The sequence below is a fragment of the Klebsiella sp. RCJ4 genome (assembly GCF_009025755.1).
Lineage (GTDB): Bacteria > Pseudomonadota > Gammaproteobacteria > Enterobacterales > Enterobacteriaceae > Klebsiella > Klebsiella michiganensis.
The window spans coordinates 89375-102748 of record NZ_WCIN01000004.1; the positions used below are offsets into that span (position 1 = coordinate 89375).

At 47.2% G+C, this 13374-nt stretch carries 11 protein-coding genes; 2 read left to right on the forward strand and 9 right to left on the reverse strand.

Annotation, left to right across the window (positions count from 1 at the left end):
* Positions 1-3 precede the first annotated feature (3 nt).
* From F8562_RS01475 to F8562_RS01485, 3 genes are read right to left on the reverse strand one after another with little or no spacing between them, the layout of a single operon-like run.
* Complete coding sequence (locus tag F8562_RS01475; RefSeq protein ID WP_094909411.1) at positions 4-1896, reverse strand: DUF4422 domain-containing protein; 1893 nt, start codon at positions 1894-1896, stop codon at positions 4-6.
* A gap of 13 nt (positions 1897-1909) precedes the next feature.
* Entirely contained in the window at positions 1910-2650 is a 741-nt protein-coding gene (locus F8562_RS01480) for an ABC transporter ATP-binding protein (RefSeq protein WP_004852439.1), read from the reverse strand.
* On the reverse strand, positions 2650-3417 hold the full coding sequence (locus F8562_RS01485) for an ABC transporter permease (protein WP_004138730.1): 768 nt from the start codon (positions 3415-3417) through the stop codon (positions 2650-2652). The genes F8562_RS01480 and F8562_RS01485 overlap by 1 nt, the downstream gene beginning before the upstream one ends.
* Before the next feature lie 1305 nt (positions 3418-4722).
* Between F8562_RS01485 and F8562_RS01490 the strand changes: the two genes are divergently transcribed.
* Both F8562_RS01490 and F8562_RS01495 read left to right on the forward strand, forming a co-directional pair.
* Positions 4723-5727, forward strand: a complete 1005-nt coding sequence (locus F8562_RS01490; RefSeq protein ID WP_151891883.1) for an NAD-dependent epimerase — start codon at positions 4723-4725, stop codon at positions 5725-5727.
* A 472-nt stretch (positions 5728-6199) separates the two neighbouring features.
* Positions 6200-6322 carry a small membrane protein gene (locus F8562_RS01495; RefSeq protein ID WP_004138729.1) on the forward strand — a complete coding sequence of 41 codons (123 nt, stop codon included), beginning with the start codon at positions 6200-6202 and terminating at the stop codon, positions 6320-6322.
* A 580-nt stretch (positions 6323-6902) separates the two neighbouring features.
* Here the strand turns inward: F8562_RS01495 and ugd are convergent.
* The 6 genes from ugd to gndA all read right to left on the reverse strand — a co-directional run bounded on the left by ugd (position 6903) and on the right by gndA (position 13301).
* A complete protein-coding gene (ugd, locus tag F8562_RS01500) occupies positions 6903-8069 on the reverse strand; it encodes a UDP-glucose 6-dehydrogenase (RefSeq protein ID WP_014838943.1) in 1167 nt (388 codons plus the stop codon).
* Between the two features lie 173 nt (positions 8070-8242).
* On the reverse strand, positions 8243-8797 hold the full coding sequence (gene rfbC, locus F8562_RS01505) for a dTDP-4-dehydrorhamnose 3,5-epimerase (RefSeq protein WP_014230057.1): 555 nt from the start codon (positions 8795-8797) through the stop codon (positions 8243-8245).
* Positions 8798-8812: 15 nt separating this feature from the next.
* On the reverse strand, positions 8813-9703 hold the full coding sequence (rfbD, locus tag F8562_RS01510; RefSeq protein ID WP_014230058.1) for a dTDP-4-dehydrorhamnose reductase: 891 nt from the start codon (positions 9701-9703) through the stop codon (positions 8813-8815).
* Positions 9704-9734: 31 nt separating this feature from the next.
* Entirely contained in the window at positions 9735-10604 is an 870-nt protein-coding gene (gene rfbA / locus F8562_RS01515) for a glucose-1-phosphate thymidylyltransferase RfbA (RefSeq protein ID WP_004122480.1), read from the reverse strand.
* 13 nt (positions 10605-10617) lie between these two features.
* Positions 10618-11682, reverse strand: a complete 1065-nt coding sequence (gene rfbB, locus F8562_RS01520; RefSeq protein WP_014838944.1) for a dTDP-glucose 4,6-dehydratase — start codon at positions 11680-11682, stop codon at positions 10618-10620.
* 212 nt (positions 11683-11894) lie between these two features.
* Positions 11895-13301, reverse strand: a complete 1407-nt coding sequence (gene gndA, locus F8562_RS01525; RefSeq protein WP_014838945.1) for an NADP-dependent phosphogluconate dehydrogenase — start codon at positions 13299-13301, stop codon at positions 11895-11897.
* Positions 13302-13374: the final 73 nt, after the last annotated feature.

Below are 13374 nucleotides of genomic sequence, written 5' to 3' on the forward strand. Positions count from 1 at the left end.
GCCTTAACCAAGAATTGAGCGTCTAACTTTATAGTAGTATTTTGTTATCGTGTTTCGCCTCGGTGAACCAACAGGAGCATATTTATTGAGGAAAGGCATCAACGCTTTTTTGATCTTAGTCTGAAGCAGAACTGGCGTTTGCACTGCAGTTTGCGCAGGACTTGATGAATTTACCGGAGATAACTGACGGAAATAGGTCTCTTTTTCCCATGGCGTATTGATGACGTTTTCCAGGAAATCGTCATAAAAGTCAACCTTGTCCGTATTCCACGGTTTATTCTCCCCGGCATAGTGAATCATATTCGGGTTCTTTCTGGCTTTTAAAAAGCGCATATATGTTGCGAACTGGAGATTGGGGAAAAAGTCATCCGTATTGCCATTACCGTGATAGACATTCCACTCCAGCGGTAAAAACTCAACCCGGCCATAGAAGACTTTGTTCATGATGTCCTGGTCGAGGAACCAGTACTTCTTCTCTTTGAGCGTCTTAATCAGCGCGGAGAAGGCATCTTCCTGCACCATCTGGGCAACGTTAAAAACGATAATTCCCGCCTGGAAATACTCATCCGGATTGGTCATTTTAAGCGTTTTTTGCAGATACTCGCCGGCGGGCATCACGCCATCTGCCGACTCCGACATCGCACCAAACTTGACGAAGCCTTCCATCACGATATCTTTAACGGCGGCAACAAGGTTTGTGCCGAGGTCGACATTAAGCAAAGTCGCAAGATCGGCCTTCACCACAGTATCGGAATCGATAAAAATGACCTTCTCATATTCACGGAAAAGCTGCGGAATAAACAAGCGAGCATAGGTTGATGCGCTAAAGTGCGCGCGGGTATGTACGCCATTCAATTCAGTAAAGGCATTCACATCAAAAAATCGAAGTGAAAAGTTTGTATGGGCCGAGACCAGTTTTATTAAGCGCTGCTTGTTAAGGTTACTCACCTTATTTTCCAGCACAACAATATCATAATGGGTGTTTTTATCAGAATGGCGAACAATGGAGTTGATTAAGGCTCCACCGCTGATGGCATAGTTGTCATCAAAACTGATGACTATCGGCGCAGCGTGAGGAAAAACCGGTTCCAGCTTGCCGTTGAATGTCTCATTCGTCACGAAAGTGCGCTGAAGTTCTTTAACTTTCAGGGCCCGGTCTTGCTGCTGCTTAATAATATAAATGTTAAAAAGACGCTCAGCGATATGTCCAATAACACGCTTTTCTTGCGCGTTATAATTATTCATAGAGATGCGGCTTTCAAGATTAGTCAAAATCGCGAAGAGCCATTCTGAATAATCTACGAACATATCTTTGTGCATCACAAACATGTTCGTATAATAGCCATCTGTGGCATTGTTAAACTGCTGAATAGCCGCTTTATAATCCGGATAAAGCTCTTCGACAACCTCCAGGGCAGCCAGATAGTCCTTTATATGTAAAAACTCACCTTTCTCATAATGATCGAGGTTATTTTTACTGCCGGCAGAGGTCACAGACCACTTCTTTGGTAACAGCAGGTCAAACCCTGAAATACAATCCTGGATTGCGGTGTCGGTTAAACCAAACTGCTTTTCATACTCTGCATCAATAACGGGTGAATTAACGACGCCCCAATTATCTTCCGGAAAGCTCTGCTCTGAGGAAAAGTTCAGATGTCGGCGATAATGCATAAAGCCGACATAATCAGAAAGAGATTCATTTTTCCAAACCCAATAATGTGCTGTTAACTCACAGTAAAAGGGGTTTTTAAACGAAATATTATCATCTGTATCATCGCCAATACAGCCGATATCATTATAGGAGTTGGCTTTACCTACATGCAATGGTTTGATAATCGATGCATTAAGGAATGCGCTCGGCTTATGATGACAGGTATAGATCTTAATACTATTCATTTAATTACCAGATTTAGGCCATTGCTTGTTTATAAAGTTCGATGATTCTTTCAGCAGAACCGATTTCCCGCAGACGGTGATTTTCGATCCAGACAACCCGATCGCATATCTTTTCCACATCACTCATGTTGTGGCTAACAAACAATATTGTTACGCCACGATTTTTGAACTCTTTAATCGTCTTGATACATTTAGCCTGAAAAGAAATATCGCCGACGGCAAGCACTTCATCGATAATCAAAATATCAGGCTCAACTTGACTGATAACAGAAAAACCAAGCTTCGCTAGCATACCGCTAGAATAGACGCGGATCGGCTCATCGATAAATTCTCCTAATTCGGAAAATTCAATGATGCGCTCCATTCGCTGCTGCACCTCTTTACGGCGTAACCCAAGAAGTGTGGCATTAAGAAAAATGTTCTCGCGCCCCGTCAATTCTGGATGAAAGCCGCCGCCCAGCTCAAGCATTGAAGCGACTCGCCCACGCGTGGTGACCGATCCTTTTGTGGGTTTTATCACGCCGGCAACCAACCCCAAAGATGTGCTTTTGCCTGCGCCATTTCGCCCGATGAGCGCAACGGCCTCTCCTTTACCGACCGTAAAAGAAACATCCTGAATAGCAAGATATTTGCGGCCCTTCAGTAATTGAAATGCTCTTTTGGGATGAAATATTAAATCTTTAATACCTGAGCCAATATGATGGTAAAGTGGATACTCTTTTGTCACATTATTAAAATCAATTACTGGTTCCATCACAAGATCTCTGCAAAGCGATATTTTAATTTATTAAAAATACTCAGACCGATAACCGTCAGCACTATCCCCGTCAAGTATAATACTGAAATATGCTCATAGTTTAAAACCCCATCCATAAATAAGTTGCGCCAGCTTAAAATCATACTCGCCAGAGGGTTATAGTCAATAACCCAGCTATATTTTGCCGGAATCATATCGGATGCGTATAAAATGGGCGTACAGTAGAACATCAACATAATACCGAGAGTCACAAATCTTTCCAGATCTCTAAAAAATAGATTCAACGTTGAAAAGATTATGGATATGCCAAAGGTGAATATCACCTGCCCGATAGCAATGAGCGGTATTCCCCACAGCCACGAAAGCGAAGGACGCATACCGTAGACAAAAAGAAAAGCGACGATGACAGGAATGGTACACAAGAAGTGTAACCCTTCCATCATGACATTACTGAGCGGGATAACTGAGCGCGGAAATACAGTTTTTTTAATAATTTGCGCATTAGCAATAAATGAAAAAAGTGAATTTGTTGCTGAGCTTGCAAACCACTGCCAGGGAAACAGCCCCGTTATTAGAAAAAGGGTATAATTAGGTATCTGAACACGCATGATCAGTTTGAAAATAAAATAGTAGATCATCGCAAAAAGCAAAGGATTGGCAATTGACCATAAATAACCAAACACGCTACTTTTATACCGTACCTTTAGATCTTTATTAGTGATAACAACAAGCAGGTCAAATAAATACCCTAGATTATACTTCATTTTTATACTCATAAATTATTCTACGAAATTTTAAGCATTTTGTTATGCACTTTAGATTTCGCGTTGTAGCTGACTAAACCCCCGTCAGCTGCGATAGCTCTAACGCCCGAACTTATAGATTGCCGGTAGATACCGTGACTTGAGCATACGAGCTGAAAACCTAAGCACATAGATTAAAGCAAGATTTTCCCGAGTTTTGTCTCCGCTTTAATGCATTGGCAGCAGCCGACCATTGTAGATCTTGCATACCGAACTGGGACAAGTGAGATGCTGACCTGGAGATGACCAGTTAATGTGCTGTTTCATGGCAAACAGTAAAAACTGCTATTTTACAGTCAGATACCCCCTCCCCTTAATGTTATGAGATAGCTTTAAATCACGCTACCGCCCTTGGCTGTCGCAACCAAACTGCGTAATGATTCATCTATCTTGTCTGTCAAAACCTCCAGCGCCTGTTATCACAACCCCAGCGCACTGGCTCAACGCCGTCCTGAGGTTAAACAGCGGCTGTCGAAAAAGTGGCCGCCCGTGACACCGGGTGTTGCTCGCTTGAAAACGATAAAGATTCAAGCAGGGGCACACTCTCGCTGTTTGCTTTCACCTCATCCATCAGGAATTTCTCAATTCGCTCATCCGACAAGCCTGTTTTTCATGCGTCACAGGGCTCTGTCTCCGTTATCTGCCCATTCATCTTCTGATGAATCAGCGCAAACTGTGCTCCAATATTGATTGAAATGACGCCAACAATCAGTTTAGTGTCATATTTAATGCTGCGCACAGGATAGCTGATTAAGCTGACAACACAATGGTCATGCAAATGAGCAGCAGCATTATAGCGCTGGTCTATAGGAATAAAAATGAAAATACGTTGCCAATCAATTCATATTGCAAATGATTCAGCAGGTAAACATAATTTAAACAAAATTTAGAAAAGAAAACAACCATTTGATTTAAAAAGAAAAAGATTAAAAACCCGCCTTCGATGTGAAATAATTGTAAACTCAAACATAAAATCAATTTTAATCTGCGTTATTTCTCCGGGGCATAAACCGTTTGGGCAGAACAGGGAATCCTGAGTACGCGATCAAACCATACGAAATCATTACCTTGCTAATCATAAAGCACAGATAATGAATTTCATTCAAACTACAGAACGCCAGTACAAACCCATTGATATCCGGACGCCAGCGCTTCCCCAACGAACATATGAACATAATCAGCAACGGTAAAGCAGGTGATCCACGCGGCAAGCCAGTGTAAAATCAACGAATAGATAGCGGGACACAGTCACCCCAGAGGATGAATATGAAATTTTTAGTAACTGGAGCCGCAGGATTCATCGGCTTTCATACCTGCAAGCGCCTTCTGGAGGCGGGTCATGAGGTTGTCGGCCTCGACAACATGAACGACTATTATGACGTCAATCTTAAGCAGGCCCGTCTGGATTTACTGCCATCTCCCCTGTTCAGTTTTCACAAAATCGATCTCGCGGATCGGGAAGGTATTGCCCGGCTTTTTGCTAACGAGAAATTTAACCGAGTGATCCATCTCGCCGCGCAGGCAGGAGTTCGCTACTCCCTGGAAAACCCGTTCGCTTATGCTGACGCTAACCTGATTGGTTATCTGAACATTCTTGAAGGCTGCAGACACAACAACGTTGAGCATTTGCTCTATGCCTCATCCAGTTCGGTCTATGGCCTGAACCCTAAAATGCCGTTCTCTACGGAGGATTCGGTTGATCATCCGGTTTCGCTGTATGCCGCCACCAAGAAAGCGAATGAACTGATGGCGCATACCTACTCGCATCTTTATGGCATTCCAACCACCGGACTGAGATTCTTCACCGTCTACGGCCCGTGGGGCCGTCCGGATATGGCGCTGTTCAAGTTTACGAAAGCCATGCTTGAGGGTAAGAGTATTGATGTCTATAACTACGGCAAGATGAAGCGCGACTTCACCTACATTGACGATATCGTTGAGGCGGTTGTAAGGATGCAGGACATTATCCCGCAGCCTAATCCGGAATGGACCGTTGAAACGGGTTCACCAGCGGATAGCTCGGCGCCATACCGGGTGTATAACATCGGGAATAGCTCACCGGTTGAGCTCATGGATTACATCACTGCTCTGGAAGAGGCTCTGGGGATGGTGGCGGAGAAAAATATGATGCCGATACAGCCCGGCGATGTGCTGGAAACCAGCGCAGATACCAGGCCGCTGTATGATGCGGTGGGATTCAGGCCGCAAACGACGGTTAGCCAGGGGGTGAAGAACTTCGTTGACTGGTATAAAGCCTATTACAAGGCGTAGTCATATCAGGCATTGTGGATTTAGCCGCAGCAGAACGCTACTGCGGCTTTTTTATATCGGAAATGGTCATTGGATAAACTTATCTATCCCTGCTGCAAGTTGAGATACGTAATTTATTTATGGCCTGCCGCTGAAACCACACAATACCTAAACGCAGATTTAACACGAAGCAAACAAAACCTTCAACAAACTCTCATCTAAGCCACTTCCCTTACCCTCACCGAAGAGCATTACCTTATAAAGCAAACCATCCCCAGCTCATCAGTCTGCCAGCAAAGTCGGCCACAGCGCTATTGTTCAACGTAACGGTAATGAAAAAGTTTTTTCCACTTTTCTCAAAAAAAAACCACAAACACCATATAGGAATTTTCTTAAATTCAGACTATGTTAAGCAGGCAAAGGCATGCTTTTGCAGAGATATTAGTTCGCAGGCAAATGGATTTATAACATTCCTTTCATTCTGGTACGCATTATGGCAAACATAATTTTCTTAGCAGTTGCTGCCATCCTGTTGATTGTTTCAGTCTATTTTCTGATTTCTTATATCAAAGATCAGAAAAAGACCAAGCTGACTTTTAACAAACGAAAGTGGTGAAAAGAAAACTTAATATAATTATAATACAGGCATAGGAAATAATAATATAAGAATAAAACATTGCCAGCGGTGGGGATACGCATAGTCTTTACAGCTGGCATTGGATATCTTTTAAAATAAAAATGTCATATTAAACTGATACTATACCCTTAGTACCAGCACGCTATTCACATGGCCATGAATGTGGCTTGTGTTTGCTATGCCTGCGCCCTTCCCTTGAAAGATCCCGCCCCTCGCTCGTGTAAATTTCAATCAGCGCTTTAACTCCCCGCAAAGAAGTAGGCCTGTGAACCCGGGATCCAAAAACAACAAAAGCCTGCAAGCAGGCTCTGTTTTACCTTCCGGCGCTTATCTCCAGCGTCTACATCACAGTGACGGTAGCTCTTCACAAGGTGAATTTAACATATCCGACCTCAATGGTTGGGACAAGATGATCGATTGAAGAATTTAAGCGAGGTCACGTTTTTTAGGGAGTTGGGCCGGAGAAGAGGAGCAATACGATTCGCCAGGCGAATAGCTGCCCCCTTCAGGAGAGAGGAAAATTCTGGCCGACAGCGTATCTCCCGGCCAGAGGGGGGATTTAGTCACTACCGAACAAATCGCGGGTATACACTTTGTCAGCGACATCCGACAGCTCTTCAGCCATTCGGTTTGAGACAATCACGTCAGCTTCTTGTTTGAACGCGTCTAAATCGCGAACCACGCGGGAATTGAAGAACTCATCTTCCTGCATAACCGGTTCGTAGATAATGACCGGGATACCTTTGGCCTTGATACGCTTCATGATGCCCTGAATTGAGGAAGCGCGGAAGTTATCGGAGCCACTCTTCATGATCAGGCGATAGATACCAACGACCTTAGGCTTGCGCGCCAGGATGGAGTCAGCGATAAAATCTTTACGCGTGCGGTTAGCATCTACGATGGCACCGATGATGTTATTCGGTACAGATTCGTAGTTTGCCAGCAACTGCTTGGTATCTTTCGGCAGGCAGTAGCCGCCGTAGCCAAAGGATGGATTGTTATAGTGATTACCGATTCGCGGATCGAGACACACGCCTTCGATGATCTGTTTACTGTTCAGACCCTGGCTTTCAGCATAGCTATCCAGTTCATTAAAGTAGGCTACGCGCAGCGCCAGGTAGGTATTGGCAAATAACTTAATCGCCTCAGCTTCGGTAGAGTCAGTAAACAGCGTCGGGATATCCTGCTTAATCGCGCCTTCTTTCAGCAGATTAGCAAAACGCTCCGCGCGTTCTGAACGTTCGCCAATGACGATACGAGACGGGTGCAGATTGTCGTAAAGCGCGCGGCCTTCACGCAGAAACTCAGGAGAGAAAATGACGTTATCAATGCCCAGGCGCTCTTTAATATCACGCGTAAAGCCAACGGGAATGGTGGATTTAATAATCATTACCGCGTCTGGGTTAATCTCGGTGACATCACGAATAACGGCTTCAACGGTCGAAGTATTGAAGTAGTTGGTTTTAGGATCGTAGTCAGTGGGCGTAGCGATAATGACATAATCTGCATCACGATAGGCATCATGCTTGTCAGTCGTCGCGCGAAAATTCAACGGTTTTTCCGCCAGATATTCCTGGATCTCCTTATCGACAATCGGAGAAATCTTTTGGTTAATCATATCAACTTTGGATTGAATGATATCCAGCGCCACCACTTCGTGGTTTTGCGCAATCAGGATGCCATTCGATAAACCAACATAACCGGTACCGGAAATAGTAATTTTCATTCGATCACACTTTAATCAGTTAACTGGACGGCGGCGGATGGCCGCAAATTAAGCAAAACTGTTGATGTTTCTACTCTCAGGAACAATGTAAGTCAAGCAAGACACCAAAGCTCTCTGAAATACTGTATAGGCCTATAAAGGGCCTATACAGTAAATGAAGCTATATTTTATGCTTATTTATATACTTCAGCCGTCTTTAAGGTATGAGCCTGCAAATCCTTATCAGATAAAGAGAGCGTACAGTCTGCAATCTCCGGCCACTGGATATTAATCTCCGGATCGTTCCAGATAATGCTCCGCTCAGACTGCGGCGCATAATAGTTCGTGGCCTTGTACACAAACTGCACCGTTTCGCTCAACGCCATGAAGCCATGGGCAAACCCTTCCGGGATCCACAATTGACGCTTGTTTTCCGCGCTCAGTACCGCACCCACCCATTTACCAAACGTTGGCGATGAACGGCGGATATCGACCGCCACATCAAACACCTCGCCTTCAATGCAGCGAACCAGTTTGCCCTGGGCATGCGGGTCAAGCTGGTAGTGCAGCCCGCGCAGCACGCCCTTCTGCGACTGAGAGTGGTTATCCTGCACAAACTCCACTTTCCGCCCCACTGCTTCATCAAATACTTTACTGCTGAAGCTCTCAAAGAAAAAACCGCGCGCATCGCCGAAGACACGAGGTTCAAAAATCAGCACTTCAGGGATATCTGTCTTAATAATATTCATAATATTTCTGCCCGTTTACTTGCCCAGAACTTCTGTTACCACGCGCGCCACGCCCTGACGCCAGTCCGGCAGCGTCACGCCAAATACACGCTGGAATTTCTCATTCGACAGCCGTGAGTTCAGCGGACGTTTTGCCGGCGTTGGGTAGGCCGTGGTGGGGATACCGCTTACTGCTTTGATTGCCAGCTCTGCGCCGTGCGACCGCGCCACCTCAAAAACAAATTCCGCGTACTCCGCCCAGCTGGTTTCCCCGCTGGCCACCAGATGATAGGTCCCGGCTACAGCACGGTTGCGCTGTTCTTCACGAATGGCGATTGCCGTACAGTCCGCCAGCAGCTCTGCGCCGGTTGGCGCACCGTGCTGATCGTTAATAATCGACAGCGCCTCTTTCTCACCTGCCAGACGCAGCATCGTTTTAGCGAAGTTTGCCCCGCGGGTGGCATATACCCAACTGGTACGGAAAATAAGATGGCGCGGATTCGCCTGCTCCAGCGCGATTTCTCCGGCTCGTTTGGTTTCGCCGTACACGTTCAGCGGCCCGGTCGCCTCATCTTCCAGACGATAGTGGCTTCCCTGGCCGTCAAACACATAGTCCGTTGAGTAGTGCACCATCAGCGCCCCCAGCTTCGCTGACTCTTCTGCCAGCACCGCCACGCCCCGGTCGTTCAGCAGATCGGAAAGCTCGCGCTCGCTTTCCGCTTTGTCCACCGCCGTATGGGCAGCCGCGTTCACCACTACATCCGGTTTTACCGTACGGACCGTCTGCGCGATCCCTTCCAGATTGGTCAGATCACCGCACAGCGTTTTATCAAAAAAGTCCACGGCAACCACTTCGCCCAGCGTGGACAACGCACGCTGCAGTTCCCAGCCCACCTGACCATTTTTGCCAATCAGTAAAATTTTCATACGTTAATATCCCAATGATGACCGGCAGCCATTAATGCTCATTCAGCAGACGTTTCAGGTAAGCACCGTACTCGGTTTTCTTCAACCGTTCGGCCTGTACCGCCACCCCTTCCGCGCTCAGCCACTGCTTGCGATAAGCAATTTCTTCCAGGCAGGCTACTTTCATCCCCTGACGCTTCTCGATGGTATGGATAAACTGAGAGGCCTCAATCAGGCTGTCGTGGGTTCCCGTATCCAGCCAGGCAAAACCACGGCCCAGCAGTTCAACCTGCAGGTCACCCCGATCCAGATACATCTGGTTCAGCGTGGTGATCTCAAGCTCCCCGCGCGCGGAGGGTTTAACTTCCTTCGCCATTGCCACCACATCGGTGTCATAAAAATAGAGTCCGGTCACCGCCCAGTCAGATTTCGGCTTCAGCGGCTTCTCTTCAATCGACAGCGCTTTAAAGTTCTCATCAAACTCCACCACACCGAAACGTTCCGGATCGAGAACCTGGTAGCCGAATACCGTAGCTCCGGATGTTTTGCTGGCCGCCGCATCCAGTTTCCGGCCAAAGCTCTGACCAAAGTAGATGTTATCGCCCAGGACTAATGCACAGGCATCATTACCGATAAACTTCTCGCCGATGATAAAGGCCTGCGCCAGACCGTCCGGCGACGGCTGAATCGCATAGCTGAAATTCACCCCAAACTGAGAACCGTCACCCAGCAGACGCTGAAATGCGGGCATATCCTCCGGCGTGGTGATAATCAGGATATCCTTGATTCCCGCCAGCATCAGAACAGAAACCGGGTAGTAAATCATCGGCTTGTCATAAATGGGCAGTAGCTGCTTGGAAACACCCTGGGTGATCGGATATAAACGCGTGCCGGAGCCGCCGGCCAGTACAATACCTTTCATGCTTCTTTCCTTTTTAGTTGTTCAGGCCAAGACGTTCACCGGCATAGGAGCCATCCAGCACGCGCTGCCACCAGGTCGTGTTGTTCAGGTACCAGTGGACCGTTTTTTCAATTCCGCTTTCAAACGTCTCTTCGGGCACCCAGCCCAGATCGCGCTGAATTTTCGCCGCATCAATGGCATAACGCAGGTCATGACCCGGACGGTCTTTCACAAACGTAATCAGATCGGCAAACTGGCTGATATTGCCCGGCTTCTGTTCAACCACTTTATCGAGAATGGCGCAAATGGTTCGCACGACATCAACGTTTTTACGCTCGTTATGACCGCCGATGTTGTACGTTTCACCACTGCGGCCTTCCGTCGCCACTTTGTATAGCGCCCGGGCGTGATCTTCCACGTACAGCCAGTCGCGGATCTGTTCTCCATTGCCGTAGACCGGCAGCGGTTTCCCGGCGAGGGCATTGAGGATGGTCAGCGGAATAAGTTTTTCCGGGAAGTGATACGGGCCGTAGTTGTTGGAGCAGTTGGTCACCACCACCGGCAGGCCATAGGTGCGGTTCCAGGCGCGGACAAGATGGTCGCTGCCGGCCTTGGAGGCAGAGTACGGGCTGCTTGGCGCGTACGGAGTCTCTTCGGTGAACAGATCATCGGTACCGTGCAGGTCGCCGTAGACTTCATCGGTCGAAATATGGTGGAAGCGGAAAGTCTGCTTCTGCGCCGTATCGAGAGCTGACCAGTACTGGCGGGCCCCTTCCAGCAGGGTGAAAGTTCCGATCAGGTTGGTCTGAATAAAGGCAGCAGGCCCATCGATAGAGCGGTCCACGTGACTCTCTGCGGCCAGGTGCATCACAATATCCGGACGGAAATCGCTGAACTGCTCTGCCACAGATTTGGCATCAGTGATATCTGTCTGAGAAAACGAGTAACGTTTATTACCGGCAACCGGCGCCAGGGACTCAAGGTTACCGGCGTAGGTGAGGCAATCTATTACGCGTACTTCGTCGGAGGTGTTTTCAATGATATGACGAACAACTGCAGAACCAATAAAACCTGCACCACCAGTGACAAGGATCTTCATATTTAACTTACCTTTTATTACCAGAGCCTAATAAAATTCGAAATATATTCCTCAGGATATCAATATCATATTAAATGATTTCCTTTAGAAAAACATTCGCAAATTACGTTTTTAAAAAATTAGGATAAGGGAGTACTAATTACAGGAGAGGAATTCTATTTGTGGAAAATTTATGCCCGGGTTAATACCCCGGGCAAATGACAATGAAAACTTTATTCCATCCACTCAGTATGGAACACACCTTCTTTATCGGTACGCTTATAGGTATGCGCACCAAAATAGTCACGCTGCGCCTGAATCAGGTTAGCAGGCAAGACTGCAGAGCGATAGCTATCGTAGTAGGCGATGGCCGCAGAGAACGTCGGAACCGGAATACCATTCTGAACAGCATATGCAACAACATCGCGCAGGGCTTGCTGATAATCATCGGCGATCTGCTTAAAGTATGGAGCCAGCAGCAGGTTGGCAATACCGGCATTCTGCTCATAGGCATCAGTAATCTTTTGCAGGAACTGAGCACGAATAATACAGCCGGCGCGGAAGATTTTCGCGATCTCACCGTAGTTCAGATCCCAGTGGTATTCATCAGAAGCCGCGCGCAGCTGCGAGAAACCTTGAGCGTAAGAGACGATTTTGCCCAGATACAGAGCGCGGCGAACTTTCTCAACGAACTCCGCTTTATCGCCTGCACTCTTCGCCTGGGGTCCGGTAAGAACTTTCGAAGCAGCCACACGCTGATCTTTCAGAGAAGAGATGTAGCGAGCGAATACAGATTCAGTGATAAGTGACAGCGGTTCACCGAGGTCAAGAGAGCTCTGGCTGGTCCATTTGCCGGTACCTTTGTTTGCCGCCTCATCGAGGATCACGTCGACCAGGTATTTACCCTCTTCATCTTTTTTGGTGAAGATGTCTTTAGTGATGTCAATGAGATAGCTGCTAAGCTCACCTTCATTCCATTCGGTAAAGGTTTGCGCCAGCTCTTCATTAGAGAGCGCCAGCCCGCCTTTCAGTAAAGCGTAGGCTTCTGCAATAAGCTGCATATCACCGTATTCAATACCGTTGTGAACCATTTTGACATAATGACCAGCGCCATCGGCACCGATATAGGTTACGCACGGCTCACCGTCTTCAGCGACAGCAGCAATCTGCTTGAGAATTGGAGCAACCAGTTCATAAGCTTCTTTCTGCCCGCCAGGCATAATCGAAGGACCTTTAAGAGCCCCTTCTTCACCGCCGGACACGCCGGTTCCGATAAAGTTAAAACCTTCAGCAGAAAGCTCACGATTACGACGAATCGTATCCTGGAAGAAGGTATTACCACCATCGATGATGATGTCACCCTTGTCCAGGTAAGGCTTCAGAGAGTCGATGGCACTATCAGTGCCTGCGCCCGCCTTCACCATTAACAGGATACGGCGTGGAGTTTCGAGCGACTCAACAAACTCTTGCACTGTATAATGTGGGACCAGTTTCTTGCCCGGATTCTCGGCAATCACTTCTTCGGTCTTTTCACGGGAGCGGTTGAAAACGGAGACGGTATAACCGCGGCTTTCGATGTTGAGCGCAAGGTTACGCCCCATCACTGCCATACCGACAACCCCGATCTGTTGCTTGGACATTACATACTCCTGTCAGGTGTGGTCACTGCGACAAGCTCGCAGCTAAAATCACATATACTTTAACTTATTTTTC